Source organism: Hyphomonas johnsonii MHS-2 (genome assembly GCF_000685275.1).
Classification (GTDB): Bacteria; Pseudomonadota; Alphaproteobacteria; order Caulobacterales; family Hyphomonadaceae; genus Hyphomonas; species Hyphomonas johnsonii.
In genome coordinates, this window is record NZ_ARYK01000002.1 from 363,820 (window position 1) to 384,498 (window position 20,679).

Genomic DNA, 20,679 nt, shown 5'->3' on the forward strand with positions numbered 1-20,679 from the left:
CCATGCTGAACCTGCTCGTCCCGCACGATGTATCGCGTGCCGACTCCGTGCGCCCTGTGCTCGGTACGGCGTCGATACACCTGCGCGGCGAGACGATGGGCACGAACTGGTCGCTGGCGTGCCACGCGCCACCGCGGCTGGATGCACAGGACATCCGCTGTCGGATGGAATCGGTCTTCGACGAGATCATCCACCAGATGAGCACATGGGAGCCGGACTCCCTGATCAGCCGGTTCAACCGCCTGCCCCCCGGCACCCGGATGGACGTCCCGCCCGCATTCCGGCAGGTGCTCGCCATAGCGCTGGACGTCGCCCAATTGACCGACGGCGCATTCAATCCCTGCCTCGGCGCCGAAGTGGCAAGGCGCGGCTTTGGCCCCGACACCGGCGGCACCGCTGCCACTGACGGCGACCACGCCGCCTGGCGCCACCTCGCTCTCACCGCCGCGTCGCTCACGCGCACCACACCTGCCCTTCTCGACCTTTCCGGCGTCGCCAAGGGTTACGCCGTCGACGAGATGGGCCGGGCGTTGCGCGCGCTCGGCATCACCAGCTATCTTGCCGACATCGGCGGCGAGTTCACCGCCAGCGGCGTGAAGCCTGACGGCCTGCCCTGGTGGGTCGATATCGAGACACCCACCACCGGTCCCGGCTGGCGCGTCGCCCTCTGCGGGCGTTCCATCGCCACGTCCGGCGATTACCGCAAGGTGCGCTTCAGCGACGGCGAGCGCGTGTCACACATTGTCAGCCACGCTGACGCCACGCACCACAGCGGCGACCTCGCCAGCGTGACCGTCCTGCATGCTTCCTGCGCCCTGGCCGACGCCTGGGCCACGGGCCTCTTCGCGGGCGGCGCAGCGACCGGCCTTGACCTGGCAACTCAGCACGGCCTCGCGGCCCTTTTCCAGTTCCGCAACCAGCCTGCGCGCGCGTCTCCCGTCCTGGCGCAGATGCTGGCCTGACGCCTCGGGGCAATGCGCTGCCCCGCGCCATCGGGCCGATCAAAACTATTTGAGAATTATTCTCAAAAGGGGTTGCGCCAACTTTTTATTGCGAGTAATTCGCATTCTCAATATGGGTCACCAAGGGAACCAAACGATGCCGTTCAAGACTGCCGAAACCGGCCAAACCAAACTCAACACGCTTCTGGCAACCACCGCGCTGGGGCTCGTTCTGTTTCCGCTGGCCGCACAGGCAGACCCGGTCGAGATCGGCGAAGTCACGATCGAAGCCGAAGCGCCGGACTACAAGGCCGAGCCCGAGTCGCCGAAATACACCGCGCCCCTGATCGACACGCCACGCTCTGTCACCGTCGTCACCGAGGAAGTGTTCGAGGACACAAACGCCACCACCCTCGTCGATGCGCTGCGCACCGTGCCGGGCATCACCATGGCCATGGGCGAGGGCGGCCAGCCCTTCGCCGACCGGCCCTTCATACGGGGATACGAGTCCACCAGCGGCATCATGGTCGACGGCATCCGTGACGCCTCGGCCCAGTCACGCGACGTATTCAATCTCGAACAGATCGAAGTCTCGCGCGGTGCCAATGGCGCGCTTGCCGGCCGTGGGGCACCGGGCGGCAGCCTCAATCTCGTGACCAAGACTGCCAAGGCGGACGACTTCATCGCCGGCTCTGCCGCTGTCGGCAACGCAGACCACCAGCGCGCCACACTCGACATCAACGAGGCGCTCTCCGACACGGTCGCCGTTCGCGTCAACGGCATGTGGCAGGATTCCGGCATTCCGGGCCGCGACGCGGTCTTTGACAACCGCTGGGGATTCGCGCCGACCATCACCTGGGGCCTCAATACGCCAACGGAATTCACCGCCAGCTATTCCCACTATGAAGGCGACGGCATCATCGACTATGGCCATCCGCTCGATCTTGACACCGGCCAGCCCGTCAGCGGCATCGACCCCGACAATTTCTACGGCCTGCTCAACCGCGACTTCCACGATACCAAGACCGATTCCGGCCAGTTCGAGGTCTCCCACGCCCTCAACGACTATGTGACACTCCGCAACATCACGCGTGTCTCGCGCTCCAGCAACGCCTACATCGCCAGCAACCCGGACGACAGCCAGGGCAATATCGTCAACGGCCTTGTCCTCAGGAACGTGAAGAGTTCCAACTCCACCACTGAAAGCTTCGTCAACCAGACCGACCTGCAGGCAGGCTTCAGCCTCGGCGGCCTGGACCACAGCCTCTCGACCGGCGTCGAATTCGCCTACGAGACCACGGACCGCAGCACCTATGCCGTGTCCCAGCTTGCGCCCGGCGGAATCGCAATCCCGCGCGGCGAATGCGACCTGTTCGGCGCCGGCGCACCGAGTGGCTACAACTGCACAGACCTTTACAATCCGAACCCGAACGATCCGTGGACGGGTGCCATCTCACGCAATCCTGTCACCCGCACGAACGTCGACACGTTCGGTGCCTATGTCTTCGACTCGATCACCCTCAGCGAAAAATGGATCCTCAATCTCGGCCTCCGGCTCGATGATTTCCGCACTGACACGTCCACCGACCTCAACAATGACGACACGCTGTTCACCTATCAGGTCGGCGCCGTCTACAAGCCGGCGTTCAACACCAGCGTCTACGCCTCCTTCGCCACCTCAGCCAGTCCGTCCGGCGTGACGGCGGGCGACGGCGGCGACAATATTTCGATTTCGGATGAAGACCTGAAACCGGAACGGGCCCGCAATTACGAACTCGGCGTGAAATGGGAACCGGAGGGCCGCGACATCGCCCTGAATGCCGCGATCTTCCGAACAGAGGTCGTTGACGGGCACGTTGCCGTCGAGGCCGGCCGGGGCGCACCGCAGCAGGCGATCGGTGAACAGCGCGTCCAGGGCATCGAACTCAGCGCCACCGGGTCCATCACCGACGCGTGGGACATCTTTGCCGGGTACAGTTATCTCGACTCTGAAATCATCGACGCGGGTCCGATCAACACGGCCGATGTCGGCAACCAGATGCCGAACACGCCGGAAAACAGTTTCACGCTCTGGACGACATATGACGTCCTCCCGCGCCTCACCGTCGGCGGTGGCACCAATTATGTGTCGAAACGCTTCGGCAATACGGCCAACACGAAGAGCGTCGATGGCTACTGGAAGTATGACGCCATGGCGTCCTACGACCTGACCTCGCACATCGCGCTCCAGCTCAACGTCAACAACCTGACCGACGAACGCTATTATGACCGCGTCTACACCACGCACATGGCCACCATTGCGCCAGGCCGGTCGGTTGTCGGCAGTCTCAAATTCAAGTTCTAGCCCCGGCGGAAATCCCTGCATGCTGATCCGAATTCCAGAAGTCCTCACCAAGCCGGATGTCACAGGCATCCGTCAGCTGATCGACGGCGCAGACTGGCGCGATGGCAACGCCACGTCCGGCGCCCAGGCAGCGCGCGCAAAGCGCAATGCCCAGCTGGCGGATGACAGTCCGCAGGCGCGCGAGGCAGGTGACCGGGTGCTCGATGCGCTGCAGCGCCATCCCCTGTTCATTTCGGCCGCCCTGCCCCTCAAGGTCTTCCCGCCCCTGTTCAACCGTTACGAAGGCGGCCAGAATTTCGGCAACCATGTCGACAACGCAATCCGGCCGATGCGTGGCAACGACTTTCGTATCCGGACGGATGTCTCTGCGACACTCTTTCTGGCCGAGCCGGACACGTATGACGGCGGCGAACTCGTCATTGATGACACCTACGGCTCGCATTCGGTCAAGCTGCCTGCGGGCGACATGATCCTCTATCCGTCGACCAGCCTGCACCGTGTCATGCCGGTGACACGCGGCGCGCGGGTCGCCTCCTTCTTCTGGGTCCAGAGCATGGTGCGCGATGACGGCCAGCGGACGCTCCTGTTCGAACTGGACAGCAGTATCCAGGCCCTGAACGCTACCACTCCCGATCATCCGTCGGTCGTCCAGCTGACCGGCGTCTACCACAACCTCATACGCCGGTGGGCCGATGCCTGACCCACAGTCCCGACCGATCCTGAAAGGCCACTGACCATGGACTCAACCACCCCCCTACCCGCCACCGCCCAAACGGTGAGCAGTCCTTTCGACCTTGTCATTGCCGGTGGTCCGGTTGTCTGGCTGCTCATCGCGATGTCCGTGGTGGCGCTGACGATCATCATCTACAAACTGGTCCAGTTCGCGGTCGCTGGTCTCGCCCGCCGCAACAATGTCGAAAAGGCTGTCAGCCTGTTCCGCGACGGTCGCAAGCGTGAAGCGCTCGCCGCCGTCCAGGGCGCGAAGGATCCGGCTTCGGCCACGGTCGCCACGGCCATTCGCGGGTCCCTGCGCAGCGATGTGACAGAGGCGGCCGTGCGCGAAGAGGTCGAGCGCGTCGCCTCGTCGGAGATCAACACCCTGCGCTCGCACATCGGCCTGCTCGAAATCATCGGGTCGCTGGCACCCTTGCTTGGCCTGCTCGGCACAGTGCTTGGCATGATCGAGGCCTTCCGCGCGATGGAGGCGGCCGGCCGCAACGTCGATCCGGCAATCCTGTCCGGCGGCATCTGGGCAGCCCTGCTGACCACCGCGGCGGGCCTCATCGTCGCCATCCCCGTCGTCGCCGTCGCCAACTGGTTTGACCGCTCCATCCTGCTGGTTGCCCGGCGCACCGAGGACGCCGTCACCCGCATCTTCACGCCTGACCTCACCCGACGCACCGAAAGCGCACCAGATGAAATTCGCGCAGCCACAGCTTAAGCCGGCAGGGACGAAGATCAGCCTGACGCCGCTGATTGACGTCGTTTTCATCCTGCTCCTTTTCTTCATGTTGACCTCCACGTTCGCTGACCGGCGCAGCATGGACATGGTGACACCCGCCCTGGCATCCGTGCCGGACGTGACAGACGCGCTCGTCACGCTGGACCTCACGACCGAAGGCATCCGGTTCGAAGGGCAGAGCGTGGCACCGGACGCGCTTGTCGCCACGCTCCAGCCGCGCCTTGCCTCGGGCGACCCTGTCGTCATCCAGGTTGCGCCGGGCGTCGGCCTTGAAGCCTGCGTATCGGTCATGGACGCCCTCGAAGCGGCCGGGGCCCGGTCGATCTCGCTGCGCCGGCAGGACAGCCTCCAATGAAGCTGCGCGCCGGATCAGACACGAAACGAATGGCCAGCATTGATGATCGCATCATGCCGCTCATCAATATCGTGTTCCTGCTTCTGATCTTCTTCCTCGTCGCCGGCGCCATCCGCGAGGCCGAGCCCATGGAGGTTGATCCGCCAGCCTCCACAGCGGAAGCCACCAGCGACGCCGCCGCCCTGATGATCTACATGTCCGCCGATGGCCGCCTCGCACTGGGTGACCGTGTCCTGCAAGGCGTGGACCTCAACCAGGCCCTGGCCGGCGCCCTCGGCGCGGATCCTGACCAGCCCGTCCGCATCGTTGCCGACAAGGGTGTCGAGGCGGTGAAAGTGGTTGAAGTTCTCGAAGCACTGCGCGCCGCCGGTTCCAGCCGGGTCAAACTGACGACCAGGTTGCAGGCCGCGCCATGAACTGGCGCGCGGCTGTCTGGATCGGAGCTTTCCTGTGTGCGCTCGCCGCGCATGCCGTCGGGCTTGCTGGAATCCACATCACGTCCGATACACCTCCCCCGCCCGTGGAGACCGAGCACGAAATCCTCCTCGCGCCCATCGGCACGCTGGACGGCGCACTCGAAGATGCCGGTGATGAGAGTGAAGCGCCCGCCGACCCCGAACCAGCGGCTCCACCACCCCCACAGCGCCCCCTTCCCGCACCCGAACCACCCACACCCGAACCGGCCCCGACCACAACACCCGCACCTCCCCCCCTCCCCACACCCGCACCGGCCCCTGTGGACACAGCCCCTGCGGCCGCGCCAGTGACGACGGCGCAACCTGCCCGCACCTCGTCCTCCGGCCCCCGCACCGCCACCGCCACACCTGCACGCACGACTGGCCAGCCTGGCACCAACCCCGGCCCGCAATTCGGCGTGCCCGGCGGCGTCGACAAGCGCCAGGCCGAATATGCAGGGCTGCTGCAGGCCTGGTTCATGAAGCACAAGCGTTATCCCTATCCCGCCAGGTCGCGCCGTCAGCAGGGCGTTGTGAAGGTCTGGTTCCGGGTGGATAGTGCGGGCAATATCCTTGAACAGCGGATCGATACCGGTTCCGGCTTCCGCATCCTCGACGAGGCCACACTGGCCCTGCTCGAACGCGCCTCCCCCGTGCCACCCCCTCCGCCTCCCCTGCACGGTACTGATCTCACCTTCACGGTGCCCATCTCCTATTCGCTGAACTGACCGGCGGATCCGACCGGCGTAATCCACCGCAAAATACGCTCTTTTCCGGTGCTCCGCTTGACTCCGGACCAAAAGAACAAAATAAGAACATATGCGTGGAGAAACCTGCCTTCCCCCCAATGTTTACCGGGCCTCACAGCCTGATGCCTGCCCGCCAATGCCCGGCAGCATGGGCGTCCACGAAGTGTGCGAGGCCGCCTTTGGCTGCTGGCCGGCCCTGACCGGATTTTCAATGGCGGCCAGCGCAATCCGCCCCGGCCCCGTTGCCTGGATCGCACAGGGCCGGGTCACGCGCGAACACGGCCACCTGATGCAGGCCGGCCTGCCCGACCTCCGCGCGAAACCGCCCGCCATCCTGTCCATCTGCACGAACAAGCTGTCCGACACGCTCTGGGCCACCGAAGAGTCCGTGCGGTCCGGCGCTGTCAGCCTGGTTGTCGCAGAACTGGAGGCCATTGACTTCACCGCCAGCCGCCGGCTCGCCCTCGCCTCCGGCCGCCACAATGTGCCGGTCATCCTGCTCATGCCCTACACATGCGCGGGTGCAACCGCCGCCTCTGCCCGCTGGCGGGTCAGCGCCCGCCCGTCTGCGCCCAACAGGTTCGACCCCCGCGCTCCCGGCTTTCCGCGCTGGCGGGCTGTTCTCGAGCGCGCCCGGCAGGCCCCGCACATGACGGGCAAGGTTTTCGACATCGAGCTGAACAATGAAACGCTATCTCTCTCTATGGTTTCCGGAATGGCCACTGACCCGGCTCATGCGGGCCCGGCGCGCGCAGCCCTCCCACACGGTCACCGCCAGCGCGCCTGATCCGCAGGTTCCCTTTGTCCTGACCGAACCGGGGGCACACGGGCTGTGCGTTGTCGCCGCCAATGCCGCCGCCCGGGCAAAAGGCATATCCGAACCCCTGCGGTTTGCCGATGCCCGGGCGCGCGTTCCCGCGATTGTGTCAGAGGAGGTGGACCGCGCGGCCGACAAGCTCGCGCTAGAAGCCCTTGCCGCCTGGATGATCCGGATCGCGCCATTGGTCGCCCTCGATGGGCCGGACGGGCTGATGCTGGAAGTGACAGGTTGTGCCCACCTCTATGGCGGGGAAAGAGACATGCTGGCGCAGGTGACGAAACTGCTGGACCGGGGCGGCATTCCTCACCGCGCCGGCCTCGCCAGTACACCCGGCGCGGCAAGCGCCCTTGCCCGCGCAGCGCCCGGCATGATCCTGGACAGGGGAGAGGAAGAGGCCGGCCTCGCCACCCTGCCCGTCTCCGCCCTGCGCCTGTCGCCTGAGACTGACACCCTGCTGCGCCGGTTCGGCCTCAGGCATATTGGCCAGCTCTACGCTATCGACCGCAAGGCGCTGGCGCGGCGCTTCCGGTCGAAGGCGACCGCAGATGCTGTCCTCCTGCGGCTCGACCAGGCCCTCGGCCGCCGCATCGAACCCATACACCCCCTGCGCCCCACCCCCGCCTGCGCCGTACGCCTTTCCTGCCCTGACCCCCTGCTCAGTGCTGACGCCATCCGGCTGGGCCTGGAAACACTGGCCGCAGAACTCTGCACAAAACTTGAAGTCTCCGGCAAGGGCGCCCGGAAATTCACGCTGCATGCCTTTCGCTCGGATGGCACATCAGGCGCCGTCGGCATCGCAGTCGCCCGGGCGGTGCGTAATCCCCTGCATATCCTCCGCCTGTTCAGGGAGCGGGTTGACCAACTCGACCCGGGTTTCGGCATCGACCTCCTGCTGCTCGAAGCCCACCGCACCGGACCGATGGAGGCTGGCACGGTTGCCCTTTCCGGGGACCTGGCTGGCGTCGACACAGATCATGTCGTCCTCGCCGCACTGGCCGATCGGATCATGGCGCGGCTGGGCGAAGACGTCGTAAGAATCGCTGTCCCGGTGGAAAGCCACTTGCCCGAGCGGACCGAGCAATACGCCCCTTTCGACGGAACCCTCGTCGACGGTGCCATGAAAAGATCCGCCGCGGGGCCAAGGCCAATCCGGTTCCTGTCGCGCCCCGAGCCGATCAACGTGCTGGCCGAAGTGCCCGACGGCCCGCCCCTGCGTTTCACCTGGCGCCGCCTGCCCCGCACTGTGCTCAGGGCGGACGGGCCCGAGCGGATCAGCCCGGAATGGTGGCGCTGCCACATCCCCCCGCCGCCCGAACAGGACGGCCCCGGCGAGCGCGTCAGGCACTTGCCCCGCGCCCGCGACTATTACCGCGTCGAGGATGCTGCCGGGGCGCGCTACTGGCTGTTCCGCAACGGGCTTTACGACGATGGCCGGGGCGGGCCGCCCGCCTGGTACATACACGGGCTGTTCGCATGAGCGGATATGCCGAACTGGCCGTCACGAGCAATTTCTCCTTCCTGCGCGGGGCATCCCACGCCGAGGAACTTGTTATCCAGGCCAAGGCCCTTGGCCTTTCGGCCATCGGCATTGCGGACCACAACACGCTGGCGGGAGTCGTGCGCGCGCATGTCGCCGCCAAGGAGGCCGGGCTGAAACTGCTGGTCGGCGCGCGGCTGGTGCCGACCGATGGACCGCACCTGATCTGCTACCCGGAGAACCGGGCCGCCTACGGGCGCCTCTCGGCCCTCCTGTCCCTCGGCAAGCGGCGCGCCGAAAAGGGCGACTGCCTGATTTCCCTTGAAGACATCATCACCCATGGCGAAGGCCAGGTCTTCATTGCCATTCCCCCTGACCACCCCGGCACCGCCTTTTCGGAAACCCTGGAACGGCTCGGCCGCGAATGGCCCCGCCGCCTCTATCTCGCTGCGCGGCATGACTATGGCGGGCGCAACCGGGAACGCATCGCGCGGCTGGCCGACCTTGGCGCACGGGCCGGCGTGCCGCTCGTCGCCGTCAATGACGTGCTCTACCACATGCCGGAACGCCGTCCGCTGCAGGATGTCCTGACCTGTATCCGCGAACACTGCACGATCGATGCGGCCGGGTTCCGCCTCGCCGCGAATGCAGAACGCCATATCAAGAGTCCGGACGAGATGGCGCGCCTGTTCAGGGGGTTCGAGCCGGCTCTCGCCCGTACGCAGGTGATTGCCGACCGCTGCACATTCAGCCTTGATGAACTCGCCTATGAGTATCCGGACGAGCCCGTACCACCTGGAAAGACCCCGCAGGAGCATCTTGAAACCCTCACCTGGAAAGGGGCGGACCGGCGATACCCGACCGGCATTCCGGAAGCCGTCAGCGCCGCGCTTCACAAGGAGCTCGCCATGATCGCCGCCCTTGATTATGCGCCCTACTTCCTGACCGTCCATGACATCGTGGCCTGGGCCCGTGGAAAGGATATTCTCTGCCAGGGGCGCGGATCGGCGGCGAACTCCGCTGTCTGCTTCTGCCTCGGCATCACGAGTGTCGATCCCGGCACAACCAGCCTCCTGTTCGAGCGGTTCCTGTCAAAGGAACGCCGCGAACCACCGGATATCGATGTCGATTTCGAGCACGAGCGGCGCGAAGAGGTGATCCAGTATGTCTACCGCCGCTATGGCCGCCACAGGGCCGCCCTCACGGCGACCGTCATCTCCTATCGTCCCCGCTCTGCCGTGCGTGAAGTCTGCAAGGCGCTCGGCCTGTCGGAGGATATTTCCTCAGCCCTTGCCGGAACGGTCTGGGGCAGTTGGGGTAGCACGATAAAGGAAGACCAGATCCGGCAGGCGGCGCTCGACCCCGCGAACGCGATGATCCGCCGGGCCATCATCCTGATCCGCCAGCTGATCGGTTTCCCGCGCCACCTGTCGCAGCATGTCGGCGGCTTTGTGCTGACGCGCGGGCCTCTCACCGAGACAGTCCCGATCGGCAATGCGGCGATGGACGAGCGCACATTCATCGAATGGGACAAGGACGACATCAGTGCGCTTGGCATCATGAAGGTCGACGTGCTCGCTCTCGGCATGCTGACCTGCATCCGCAAGGCTTTCGACATGCTGCGTCTCCACAAGGGCATCGACCTCGATCTTGCCAGCCTGCCGCCGGAAGACACCGCAACATATGACATGCTCTGCAAGGCCGACAGCCTCGGCGTCTTCCAGGTCGAAAGCCGGGCGCAGATGAGCATGCTGCCGCGGCTGCGCCCGCGCGTATTCTATGACCTTGTCATCGAAGTCGCGATCGTGCGGCCTGGCCCGATCCAGGGCAACATGGTGCACCCCTATCTGCGACGCCGGAAGAAGATCGAGCCGGTCTCTTACCCGTCGCCGTCACCGGAGCACGGCCCGCCCGACGAACTGGAACGCATCCTGAAACGCACATTGGGCGTGCCGCTGTTCCAAGAACAGGCGATGCAGATTTCCATCGATGCCGCCAGCTTTACACCTGATGAGGCCAATGGCCTGCGCCGGTCCATGGCGACATTCCGCAAGCTCGGCACGATCCGGAACTATGAAGACATGATGGTCGGCCGGATGATCGCCCGGGGATACGACCCGGTCTTTGCCCAGCGCTGTTTCGACCAGGTAAAGGGCTTCGGCGAATATGGTTTCCCGGAAAGCCATGCCGCATCCTTTGCCCTTCTCGTCTATGTTTCCGCCTGGCTGAAATGCCATCATCCGGATGTCTTCTGCGCAGCGCTGCTGAACAGCCAGCCAATGGGGTTCTATGCCCCGGCCCAGATCATCCGCGACGCCCGGGAACATGGTGTGGAAGTGCGGCCGGTGGATGTGAATCTCTCTGACTGGGACAACACGCTGGAACCCGGCGGTACAGGCCATTGCGCGGTGAGGCTGGGTTTCCGGCAGGTCGACGGCCTGCGCGAGGACGAAATGGAAATCCTGATGGCGGAACGCGGCGGTGGCTATGACGCACCGGAGGACATTCGCCGCCGCACCGGCATCGCAAGACGAGCCGTCGAATTGCTGGCCAATGCCGATGCGTTCCGGTCTATGGCACGCGACCGCCGGGCGGCCCTGTGGGCGGTGCGGGGCGAAGCCGCTGAGCGTACGCTCCCCCTCTTCCATGCCGCCGACATCGCCGAGCAGAGCGCCGAAACACCGGTCAGCCTTCCCGCCATGCCGGCATCAGAACATGTGCTGCAGGATTACCAGTCCATGCGCCTGTCCTTGAAGGACCACCCCTTGAGGTTTCTCCGATCCGACTATGCCCGCATGAAGCTTGTGACGACGGAACAGGCCACCGGCCTGAAGAATGGCGCGCGGGTCCAGACAGCCGGCGTCGTGCTCGTGCGCCAGCGACCTGGCTCTGCCAGCGGGGTCTGCTTTATCACGCTCGAGGATGAGACCGGCATCGCCAATCTTGTCGTATGGCCGAAAGTCTTTGACCGTTTCCGCGCCGTCGTGATGGGAGCCCGCATTCTCATGGTCCGCGGCAGGGTCCAGACAGCGGACAATGTCACCCACATCGTCGCAACCGAACTGATTGACCGGACAGCGGACCTGGACCGCCTGTCCGAAAATACCGGCGGAGATCCGCTGAAATCGGTTCTGGCAAATGCCGACGAGATTGCCCATTCTGTTAGGGAAGGACGTAACCCGCCTCCGCCATCGCGGAACCATCCCCGCAACGTGCGCATCATCCCGCCCAGCCGCGACTTTCATTAGGCAATAACAGGACTCGCTACCGGGCCGCCAAGGCCCCCCTTACACTGCCGCCGCTTCCACGACATCACGCAACCGGTCCTTGCCGAACCACATCTCGTCACCGACGAGGAATGTCGGCGATCCGAAGGCACCACGCTCGACAGCCCGCGCCGTATTCGCAACCAGTTCAGCTTTCACGTCCGGATCCTGCGTCAGCATCAATCAGCCCCGTCACGCGCGCCGAGCCCAGATGCCTGAACGTCTATTGACAGCCTTTCGCGCTTGCAACATGACGTCTCTCAGATGGTGCCCCTGTTAAAGGGGGCTAAGAGGGAAGCCGGTGTAATTCCGGTGCTGTACCCGCAACTGTCAGCCGGGAGCCGATGGCCAAACAAGTCACTGGGAGACGAGTCTCCTGGGAAGACGGCCAGACGCATTGATCGGTGAGCCAGGAGACCTGCCATCGCGTCGTTCGTCCGGAGACCGGGAATAGTTCTCAGCGGGCGGGATAGGGATTTCGCCATAAGGCGCCCTTCCTCTGTAGCGACTCCGAAAATTGGCCTGGCCGCCCGCACCGGCAACGGTGGGGCCAGCATGTTGCTATTGAACGCACCTCCATGACGGGCGGCGGGTGCGGGGGAATAAACCATGTACTACAAAGCAGCCCTCCTGGGCGCTGTTGCACTCTCTGGCGTGACGCCGGCGTTCGCACAAACCGACGACACTGACACGACCAAGCTCGACACGATCATCGTGGAAGGATCACGTCTGGAACAGCCCGCGACCGAAATGGGATCCAGCGTGTCCATCATCACGGCCGACGACATTTCCCGGCTGGGCTTTGATTTTGCCGGTGATGCGATCGCAGCTGCGCCGGGGGTGACGGTCAATCAGAACGGCACTTTTGGCGGCACCGCCACGGTGCGCATCCGCGGGGCGTCAAGCGAGCAGACTCTTGTCCTGATTGACGGCGTACCCGTGAATGATTCAACGGCCCCCGGCGGCGGATATGACTTCGCCCGCCTCGATACCGAAAACATAGCCCGAATCGAAATCCTGAAGGGCCCCCAATCAACGCTATGGGGCACAGACGCGATTGGCGGTGTTGTTTCCATCACGACAAAGGAACCCGAGAAGCGTCTGGCTGGCTCTGCCTTTGGCGAATACGGTTCATTCAACACCTTTCGCGGCGGCGCTTCGATCGGCAATTCCGGTGACGCTGGTGATTTCCGCGTTGCCTTGACCGGCATGAGCACTGACGGAATATCCAGGGCCGACGAGCAGAATGGCAATACAGAAGACGACGGGTTCGACTCGCTGACCGCTTCGGCGAAGGCGGGACTGAACCTGCCATCCAACGCGCGACTCAGCGCCACCCTATTGTGGAACGATGCTGAAACGGAGTTCGACAGCTTCGACGGCACGGCACAGGGCAGCGTTGCCGACGGCGACGAAAGCAGCGAAACCGGACAGCTTTCTGGCGATATCTCCCTCAAGGCGCCCCTGTTCGACGGGCGGCTCGAAAACCTGCTCCTCGTCGGTTACGCGCAGATCGATCGCAAGAACTTCACAAACGGAACCGAGAGCTTTTCGACCGATGGAGACCGCGTCGTTTATCGCTACCAGGGAACCCTGAACATCGACGATCGCAACAAGATGGCCTTCGGCGCCGAACGTGAAGATTCGTCGGCCGATGGCGAAAGCACGTGGATCAATGGCCTGTTTGCGCTCTATGAATACAAACCGGTCGAGTCCCTGACGCTGACCGGTGGCTTGCGGCTCGACGACCATGAGCGCTTCGGATCCGAAACGACCGGTCGCGTCGCTGCGGCGTTCAATCCGACAGAACAGGTCACCCTGCGCGCAAGCTGGGGCCAGGGATTCAAGGCGCCAACCATCTTCCAGACAACCTTCTTCTGCTGTGGCGCTACCGGCCCCAATGCCGGCCTCAAGGCGGAAACGTCCGAAGCCTTCGATCTGGGTGCCGACTGGCGGTCGAGAGACGGGCGTGCGGAAGCTGGAATTACTTACTTCGATCAGACGACAGATGACATGATCAATTTCGCGTTCGCGGTCGGCGGCTACGAGAACATCGACAAGGTCAACTCCCGGGGCGTCGAAGCATATGCAGGTTACCAGTTCACCAGCTGGCTCGGCGTGGCGGCAAATTACGCCTATATCAATGCCGAGGACGGAACCGGCACCAAGTTGATACAAGTGCCGGAACAGTCGGGTGACATCACGTTCTCGCTCGATCCGGATGGTCCGCTCTCCGGAGCTGTCCTTGTCAGGTACAATGGTGAAGAGCCAGCCTTTGACGGATCGACATCGGATGCTTGGACCCGGGTGGATCTTACCGGTCGGTACCAACTTTCCAACGGGGTGGAGGTCTTCGGCCGGGTTGAGAACCTCTTCGACGAAGACTACCAGCAGATCCTGGGATACGGCACCCCCGGCCTGTCAGGTTCTGTCGGAATTCGCCTGCACTACTGAGGAAGCAAACGTGTCGAGACTGATGATCCTTCTGGTCGGGCTCTGCCTTGCCGCCTGCAGCGCCCGGGATGCGCCGCAGGTGAACGGGACCGACCGCCCGAGCCGGATCGTCAGTCTCGACTATTGCGCCGACCAGTTCGTGCTGAAACTGGCGGACCGCGACCGCATACTCGCCGTGTCACCAGACGCGGCAAAGGACTTCTCCTACATGCATGCAGCCGCGAAGGGCGCACCAACTGTCCGGCCGCTCGCCGAGGACGTCCTGATCCTGAAACCCGACCTTGTGGTCCGCTCCTATGGCGGCGGACCGAATGCAGCAGCCTTCTTTGAACAGGCCGGCGTGCCGGTTCTCAATGTCGGCTGGGCCGGCGACATTCCGTCCGTCATGACGAATATACAGTCAATGGCCGATGGCCTGGGCGAGCCAGAGCGCGGCGAGGCGCTTGTGACAGACATGCGAGCACGCTTGGACGCCCTCAACGTGCGGTCGGATCAGAAGCGGGCGCTCTACCTTACGCCGGCGGGCGTAACGTCCGGGCCAGGCTCACTCATTCACGCCATGCTGGTCGCAGCGGGGCTCACGAATTTCGAGGAAACATCCGGCTGGCGGGCAATCCCCCTCGAACGCCTTGCCTATGATCAGCCAGACGTCGTGGTCGCGGCCTTCTTCGGAAGCCTTGCCAACCATCCCGATGCCTGGAGCCCGATGAACCACCCGGTTGCGCAGGCCCAACTCAGCGATCGGGACGTCGTGCCATTGCAGGGCGCATGGACAACCTGCGGTGGATGGTTCCTGATGGATGCCATCGAGGCCCTGGCGGAAGGAACACCCGAATGACCACCCGCGCATTGCTGTTGCCCGCGCTCGCCGCCGCCTGCCTGGTTGCGATTGTCGCGGCCTGCCTCATTGGCTCCACTCCCCTCCCGGCCGACCGCGTCCTTGCGGCCCTTGTTGGCGGCGCAGATGCCGGTGACCGCCTCGTCGTGTGGCAGATCCGGCTGCCCCGGGCAATCGCGGCATTCCTTGTCGGCGCCTCACTCGGGATCAGCGGTGCGGCTCTGCAAGGACTCCTGCGCAACCCGCTCGCCGAGCCTGGCGTGCTTGGCGTCTCGGCCAGCGCCTCCCTTGCCGCCACCTTCTCGCTCTACTACGGCCTCACCGCCATCTCCCCTTGGGCACTCCCCGTCGCCGCGATCACCGGCGCTCTGGCTGCCACCGCCCTGATCGCCCTCGCCGCCATACGAACGCAGTCCGTGGTGACACTCATCCTCATCGGTGTCGGCCTGTCGAGCTTTGCCGGTGCAGCGATGAGCCTGCTCATGAACCTCGCGCCGAACCCCTTCTCCCTGTCAGACATGATCAACTGGATGCTGGGCTCCGTCGCCAATCGCAGCTTCACCGAAATCGGCCTCACGGCGCCATTCTTCTTCGCTGGCGGTGCAATCCTGCTCGCGACGCGCCGGGGGCTCTCGGCCCTGACGCTTGGCGAAGAGGCCGCCAGTGGTGTCGGCCTCAACCTGCGCCACCAGCGCATCTTCACCGTTCTCGGCGCAGGGCTCGCGACCGGGGCGTCCGTTGCCCTGGGTGGCGCCATCGGGTTTGTCGGCATCGTCGCGCCACACATCGTGCGGCCCTTCGTCGGGTACGACCCCGCCCGCTCTCTCATGCCTTCCGCGCTGCTGGCCGGCCTGATCCTTGTCGTCGCAGACATTTTCGTTCGCGTCCTGCCAACCACCAACGAATTGAAGCTCGGCGTCGTCGCCGCCCTCATCGGCGCACCGGCTTTTGCCTGGATCGCCATGCAAAGGCGGGCGGTCCATGACTGAATTGTGCGTCACAAATCTCTCTGTCGTGCGTGACGGCGCCTCGCTTGTCTCCAATGCGTCGTTCCAGCTGCAGCCTGGTGAACTCATCGTCGCGCTCGGTCCGAATGGCGCCGGCAAGACCAGTCTGCTGCGTGCAGCGCTTGCCCTCGAACGACGCTCCAACGGCACGGCGACGATCGACGGGCACGACACGAGCCAGCTTTCGCCCATGGCCCGGGCCGAAAGCATCGCCTACCTGCCCCAAATCCGCCCGCTCGCCTGGCCGAACCTTGTTCGGGATGTGGTGGCGCTTGGCCGCTTTTCCCATGGCGCTGCGCTGGGCCGGCTTCAGGCAACGGACCGGGACGCCGTTGAAAAGGCGTTGGCGGCCTGCGATCTGGAGCACCTTGCCGACAGACGGACGGATACGCTGTCCGGGGGTGAAATTGCCCGCGTCCACTGCGCCCGCGCCTTTGCGGCCGGCGCCCCTCTCCTGGTTGCGGACGAGCCAGTCGCCGCCCTTGATCCGCGCCACCAGTTCAGGATCATGGAACTTATCGCCGACTATGTTGCCGGCGGCGGAGGCGCCCTCGTGGTGCTTCACGATATTTCCCTGGCTGCGCGCTATGCCAGTCGCATCCTCTGGATGAAGGAGGGGCGGATCGTGGCCGACGGATCGCCGGCAGACACACTCACGGCCGGTCGCCTTGAATCCGTGTATGGTGTCCGGGCGCGCGTGAGCGGGCTCAGCGTCGAGATTGACGGGGCAGCATGAAAACCGGAGCTGCTGCACGATGCCCATGTACGCTTGCGCGACCGGCCGATGATGGCTAGAGACATGCTCGCGTGGAGAGGTGGCCGAGCGGCTGAAGGCGCGCCCCTGCTAAGGGCGTATACGTTAACGCGTATCGAGGGTTCGAATCCCTTCCTCTCCGCCAGCAATCCCAATAAATACAGCAGAATTGACGAACAGCCGCTGGAAACTCTCGCCGAGCCGCATCCAGACACTGACGGCTCACAACGTGAACAGACGGGAGATTCTCGTTCAAGACGGTGCAGAAACGGTGCAGGTGTGTTCTCGGACCGTTCTGACGAACTGTTTCAAAGTTGAAACGTCAGTCCCGTATTTGAAGGGCGCTCCGACGAAGTGAGTACAGCCTTTCCGGTTTCGGGACGGAACCCGCTAGTATTACAGAAATACCGCACTCTCCTATGAAGGTGTTGATTCTGTCATAGAACGACGGCGGCCGCATTTTTTTCTCTCTCGTCCCCGTCAGTACAAGTATCACCACCCCCTGACGAGGCCATGTCAGAATCACTCGGTAAGGCGTGTTCGACTGCCGGAACGAAGTCGCTGACCCTCTCGGTGTAAACGAAGTGGGAAGACCATGACTTCAATGCACTAGCGGTCGACAACCACTCAAAAGCACCCATTGCAGACGAGAACTGAACAGAAACGTGTCAACATCGCATGATCCCTTGCGACGATGATAAAACGCCCTTTCCGACCGCTATTCGCTTCTCACCGATCGTTAGTTATTACTATCATACCATTTTCAGTTTCGCGCGTTGCCAACGAAAGCGGGTCAAATACGACCGCTTCTTCGTCAGGAATAAGTGCCATATTTTGGTGACCACCAATGAGCAAATAGAACTTTTTTGAACGCATTTTCAGTTCATAAACGTAATGAGATTGTCCTGTCATTCTTGTGAAATCTATCCCGTAAATGTTCCGATTCAGCTTTGAAAAATCAGTGATCTCTTTTATGCCAACCACGGTAAAGTAGTCGTCGCCCAAGAGCGGTTCAGAAGAGAATTTCTCTGTTGAAAATGGCGGGCCTTTTCCAGCCGAAGCTGACCATGTATCAGCGCTGCCACTCCAGGACGCACCTGCGCAGTAGGCATTCCCCAAACACGGCTCAGACAGGATCATGAAGTCGCCGATCTTTGTAGACCCATTGCCAAGCCTTCCGCTTTTCCTGATATAAAACTTTTGTCCAATACGCTTGGTGCGAAGGTCATCGATTTGTTCAGCAACTGTGCGTCCAGCCATGTGGGCTGAAGATTCGATAATATTTCGATCGATCGTTTGACGATTTTCTAGTGGGTCCGAAATGGATCGTAGCTGGCTTATCTGCTCATCTACATACTTCAAATTTCGGCTTGCTGGAAAATTCGAACGGAAATCCGTTAATGCCTTTAGCGTGTTCACCGTGATCGCCGTTGCGAAGGCTTGCGCTTCGGCATCCGACTGCTCGCTTGTTGTTGAGCATCCAGCGAAACAATAATCAGCGTATCCTGAGAGGCCGCTCTCCATCCAAGGCCGTTGACGGTTCTTAGTTTCGGCCTCGACCATTGTTCGCACTCGGCGAAACAGTGATTCTACAGATATGCCTGGGGTAACGATAATTGTTGCAAGCGCTTGGGCGTAAGGACTGTTCACGTTACCGTCCTCGGCCACGGCACCTGGAGCAGTGGCATAAGCAATCAAAGTGCCAGAGGCCTCATTCATTGATGCTAATCCGCCTGTCACACCTCGGGTTGACGACAGGAGCGGATTGTTCCGGCATGCATCCAATACGACAAAGTTTCGCCTGTTTTTCGCGCGGGCCAAGTGACGGAATACATTTTCAAGCCTAGGCGCCTGAGCCCATATATCAGCTTCAGTTAATGCTTTTGCATCGACAGGAACGAGATAGTTCAATCCTTGGGATTGAACCCCATGCCCAGCATAGAAGAAGAAACCGGTCGCATCGCTTCCTGCGGAGGCAAGTCTATCTCCATGCTCATGAAATGCCGTTTCCATTTCACTGCGGGAAGCATTGATAACCGTATGAACTTCAAAGCCCACTTTTATCAACGCCTCCGCCATTAGAGTCGCATCATTGGATGGGTTCGATAGGTCCCACCCAGAAGAAACATAGTCAGAGTTTGCAATAATAAGCGCAATTCGTGGTTCTTGTGCAGGCGCCTCCGCTGCTGCGAGGGGATTGGCTATCAATATGATTGCAATAAGAAGCACCTGCCAAAGTGACACGATTTTGTCCCCTCAAAACACTTCACTATACTTTCGACAGCTTTGATAAGTCACCCAATAATCTACGCACCTGCAATATCCTTATTATGGACTAAGCCCACTTTTCAGATCCGGCTGTATTTCCTCTGCCATGCTATAACGTTTATTCACATTCAGCGCCTTAGGGCTAAACGGCCCCGACCGTCCCAAGGCCGTACTCTCTGACGATGCATCGGGCATGGTCTACATGTCTTAACGATCAACCTTTCTATTGAACAGCGATACAGGTCCCCCACATCAATGTTTCCGCCAGGCTATCCCGGCGGCCAAACCAACCAGGAGACGATCATGAGTTTATGAGTTTCAAAAGGACCTCAGTCTCATGCCAACCTCCAAACACAATCTCGGCGTTGGCGAACGCCGCAGCGCTGTAGACATCCGTGTCTCTTGCAGCTTGATCAATTCGGCAGGCGAAATGGCCGCCGATATCGCTGAATTGTTCGAATTCCCCCACTTCGATTTTCTGGCCCTTTCGCCGGCCCGAATGCACCTGATCGGTATTGCGGTCGCTGGCATCCATGCTGATGCAATCGATTTCGAACAACTGACTGCCAAGAGGTGGATCGACGCCGTCCGCATTCTTGCAGACCCATATCCCATCGGTCTGCATGGCATCCTGGCGTCTCTGACGTTCCCGTTGTGGCCTGCTGCGTCCTACCGGACACTCTGGAACGTGTTGCAATGCGCCAAAGCAAAGAAGATTCTGACCCACACCAAAACCATTTCCCCCATTCTGGTTTCTATCCTGGATGAACTTCGTCCTGCGCTTCGTGCAGAAAAGGTGGTTCGCCATCTGCGCCGCCCGATCGAGGTCGCTGTTCTGGCGCGCATTTGCGATGACGACATCAAAGCCGAGACTCTGTTGCGTATGCTCCGGCATGTCGAGAGGCGTGCGGATTTTTTCGCCAAGCTGGTTGAGTTCGTCGACAGGTCAACAGTGTTTCCGATCCCGCCACATATTGATCACGACCTAATCGAACCGATCTGGAACGCCCGCCAGCTTTCCGACGTTGCCATTCGCTTTCGCAACTGCCTGCGGAGTTTTATCGATGAAGTGGCGGCCGGAAAGGTGGCGTTCTACGTGCTCGGCGGCCCCGAACCCGCAGTGTTTTCGATTGAACCCCGCATCGGGGGTTACGTCATCACCGAAGTCCGTGGCATGCGGAACAGCTCGGTCAGCAATGCAACCATGAGCCTGATTCATACAGCTTTGACCTCCAGTGGCATTAGAGTGCTGGATGACGATTGCCGACACAGCCGGATCAAATGGAACTTGGAACGTCTGCGCTCAATTGAATGTGATGATCACCACGGAATCGATAGAGCGTGCCGGCAGCTTTTGGCGACCGAGGACGATGGGCCTGAACTGTGAAGGCGACGATCTGGTGCCGTAAAGCACCCGACTTTATTCGAAATGACTTATCGGGTTTCGTCTCACATATTGGTCGACAATCGCTGGAACAAAGTTGCTGTT

16 protein-coding genes, 1 tRNA gene, 1 pseudogene and 1 riboswitch are annotated in these 20,679 nt (G+C 62.2%); of the genes and pseudogenes, 16 read left to right on the forward strand and 2 right to left on the reverse strand.

Annotated elements, in window-relative coordinates; all coding sequences use genetic code 11:
* The first annotated feature begins 2 nt into the window (after positions 1–2).
* The 10 genes from HJO_RS06570 to HJO_RS06615 all read left to right on the forward strand — a co-directional run bounded on the left by HJO_RS06570 (position 3) and on the right by HJO_RS06615 (position 11,851).
* The gene (locus HJO_RS06570; protein ID WP_051618356.1) at positions 3–962 is read left to right on the forward strand and encodes an FAD:protein FMN transferase; all 960 of its coding nucleotides are present in this window, start codon (positions 3–5) and stop codon (positions 960–962) included.
* 136 nt (positions 963–1,098) lie between these two features.
* Positions 1,099–3,285, forward strand: coding sequence for a TonB-dependent receptor (locus HJO_RS06575; RefSeq protein WP_035615146.1), 2,187 nt, complete (start codon positions 1,099–1,101; stop codon positions 3,283–3,285).
* Positions 3,286–3,304: 19 nt separating this feature from the next.
* A complete protein-coding gene (locus tag HJO_RS06580; protein WP_035615149.1) occupies positions 3,305–3,985 on the forward strand; it encodes a Fe2+-dependent dioxygenase in 681 nt (226 codons plus the stop codon).
* Between the two features lie 36 nt (positions 3,986–4,021).
* The gene (locus HJO_RS06585) at positions 4,022–4,726 is read left to right on the forward strand and encodes a MotA/TolQ/ExbB proton channel family protein (RefSeq protein ID WP_051618357.1); all 705 of its coding nucleotides are present in this window, start codon (positions 4,022–4,024) and stop codon (positions 4,724–4,726) included.
* The gene (locus HJO_RS06590) at positions 4,701–5,102 is read left to right on the forward strand and encodes an ExbD/TolR family protein (RefSeq protein ID WP_035615155.1); all 402 of its coding nucleotides are present in this window, start codon (positions 4,701–4,703) and stop codon (positions 5,100–5,102) included. Before HJO_RS06585 ends, HJO_RS06590 begins: the two co-directional genes overlap by 26 nt.
* Positions 5,099–5,518 (forward strand): ExbD/TolR family protein, encoded by a 420-nt coding sequence (locus tag HJO_RS06595; protein ID WP_035615158.1) that lies wholly within the window; start codon positions 5,099–5,101, stop codon positions 5,516–5,518. The genes HJO_RS06590 and HJO_RS06595 overlap by 4 nt, the downstream gene beginning before the upstream one ends.
* A complete protein-coding gene (locus HJO_RS17615) occupies positions 5,515–6,285 on the forward strand; it encodes an energy transducer TonB (protein WP_051618359.1) in 771 nt (256 codons plus the stop codon). The genes HJO_RS06595 and HJO_RS17615 overlap by 4 nt, the downstream gene beginning before the upstream one ends.
* A 157-nt stretch (positions 6,286–6,442) precedes the next feature.
* Complete coding sequence (locus tag HJO_RS17620; RefSeq protein WP_051618360.1) at positions 6,443–7,093, forward strand: ImuA family protein; 651 nt, start codon at positions 6,443–6,445, stop codon at positions 7,091–7,093.
* Complete coding sequence (locus HJO_RS06610) at positions 6,990–8,603, forward strand: Y-family DNA polymerase (RefSeq protein WP_051618361.1); 1,614 nt, start codon at positions 6,990–6,992, stop codon at positions 8,601–8,603. Before HJO_RS17620 ends, HJO_RS06610 begins: the two co-directional genes overlap by 104 nt.
* Positions 8,600–11,851, forward strand: a complete 3,252-nt coding sequence (locus tag HJO_RS06615) for an error-prone DNA polymerase (protein ID WP_035615162.1) — start codon at positions 8,600–8,602, stop codon at positions 11,849–11,851. Before HJO_RS06610 ends, HJO_RS06615 begins: the two co-directional genes overlap by 4 nt.
* A gap of 39 nt (positions 11,852–11,890) precedes the next feature.
* Here HJO_RS06615 and HJO_RS18110 read toward each other — a convergent pair.
* Positions 11,891–12,040, reverse strand: a pseudogene (locus HJO_RS18110) (DsbA family protein); the annotation flags it as partial.
* A 77-nt stretch (positions 12,041–12,117) separates the two neighbouring features.
* Positions 12,118–12,309: riboswitch (cobalamin riboswitch) on the forward strand.
* Between the two features lie 169 nt (positions 12,310–12,478).
* Between HJO_RS18110 and HJO_RS06620 the strand changes: the two are divergent.
* The 5 genes from HJO_RS06620 to HJO_RS06640 all read left to right on the forward strand — a co-directional run bounded on the left by HJO_RS06620 (position 12,479) and on the right by HJO_RS06640 (position 17,067).
* Entirely contained in the window at positions 12,479–14,323 is a 1,845-nt protein-coding gene (locus HJO_RS06620; RefSeq protein WP_035615164.1) for a TonB-dependent receptor plug domain-containing protein, read from the forward strand.
* A 10-nt stretch (positions 14,324–14,333) separates the two neighbouring features.
* Positions 14,334–15,161 carry an ABC transporter substrate-binding protein gene (locus tag HJO_RS06625; RefSeq protein ID WP_156945447.1) on the forward strand — a complete coding sequence of 276 codons (828 nt, stop codon included), beginning with the start codon at positions 14,334–14,336 and terminating at the stop codon, positions 15,159–15,161.
* Positions 15,158–16,150, forward strand: coding sequence for a FecCD family ABC transporter permease (locus tag HJO_RS06630; RefSeq protein WP_035615168.1), 993 nt, complete (start codon positions 15,158–15,160; stop codon positions 16,148–16,150). Before HJO_RS06625 ends, HJO_RS06630 begins: the two co-directional genes overlap by 4 nt.
* On the forward strand, positions 16,143–16,904 hold the full coding sequence (locus HJO_RS06635) for an ABC transporter ATP-binding protein (RefSeq protein ID WP_035615170.1): 762 nt from the start codon (positions 16,143–16,145) through the stop codon (positions 16,902–16,904). The genes HJO_RS06630 and HJO_RS06635 overlap by 8 nt, the downstream gene beginning before the upstream one ends.
* Positions 16,905–16,977: 73 nt before the next feature.
* A tRNA-Ser gene (locus HJO_RS06640) sits at positions 16,978–17,067 on the forward strand.
* Positions 17,068–17,651: 584 nt separating this feature from the next.
* Here the strand turns inward: HJO_RS06640 and HJO_RS18115 are convergent.
* Positions 17,652–19,166, reverse strand: a complete 1,515-nt coding sequence (locus tag HJO_RS18115) for a caspase family protein (protein WP_162173788.1) — start codon at positions 19,164–19,166, stop codon at positions 17,652–17,654.
* A 361-nt stretch (positions 19,167–19,527) separates the two neighbouring features.
* On the opposite strand from HJO_RS18115, the gene HJO_RS06650 reads away from it, so the two are divergent.
* Entirely contained in the window at positions 19,528–20,577 is a 1,050-nt protein-coding gene (locus HJO_RS06650) for a hypothetical protein (protein WP_035615174.1), read from the forward strand.
* Positions 20,578–20,679 lie beyond the last annotated feature (102 nt).

Coding starts and splice junctions, on each gene's coding strand:
- HJO_RS06580 (WP_035615149.1), top strand. CDS start 3,305: ATGCTGATCCGAATTCCAGAAGTCCTCACCAAGCCGGATGTCACAGGC.
- HJO_RS06590 (WP_035615155.1), top strand. CDS start 4,701: ATGAAATTCGCGCAGCCACAGCTTAAGCCGGCAGGGACGAAGATCAGC.
- HJO_RS06630 (WP_035615168.1), top strand. CDS start 15,158: ATGACCACCCGCGCATTGCTGTTGCCCGCGCTCGCCGCCGCCTGCCTG.
- HJO_RS06635 (WP_035615170.1), top strand. CDS start 16,143: ATGACTGAATTGTGCGTCACAAATCTCTCTGTCGTGCGTGACGGCGCC.
- HJO_RS17615 (WP_051618359.1), top strand. CDS start 5,515: ATGAACTGGCGCGCGGCTGTCTGGATCGGAGCTTTCCTGTGTGCGCTC.
- HJO_RS06570 (WP_051618356.1), top strand. CDS start 3: ATGCTGAACCTGCTCGTCCCGCACGATGTATCGCGTGCCGACTCCGTG.
- HJO_RS06575 (WP_035615146.1), top strand. CDS start 1,099: ATGCCGTTCAAGACTGCCGAAACCGGCCAAACCAAACTCAACACGCTT.
- HJO_RS06620 (WP_035615164.1), top strand. CDS start 12,479: ATGTACTACAAAGCAGCCCTCCTGGGCGCTGTTGCACTCTCTGGCGTG.
- HJO_RS06610 (WP_051618361.1), top strand. CDS start 6,990: ATGAAACGCTATCTCTCTCTATGGTTTCCGGAATGGCCACTGACCCGG.
- HJO_RS06595 (WP_035615158.1), top strand. CDS start 5,099: ATGAAGCTGCGCGCCGGATCAGACACGAAACGAATGGCCAGCATTGAT.
- HJO_RS06650 (WP_035615174.1), top strand. CDS start 19,528: ATGCCAACCTCCAAACACAATCTCGGCGTTGGCGAACGCCGCAGCGCT.
- HJO_RS06585 (WP_051618357.1), top strand. CDS start 4,022: ATGGACTCAACCACCCCCCTACCCGCCACCGCCCAAACGGTGAGCAGT.
- HJO_RS17620 (WP_051618360.1), top strand. CDS start 6,443: ATGCCCGGCAGCATGGGCGTCCACGAAGTGTGCGAGGCCGCCTTTGGC.
- HJO_RS06615 (WP_035615162.1), top strand. CDS start 8,600: ATGAGCGGATATGCCGAACTGGCCGTCACGAGCAATTTCTCCTTCCTG.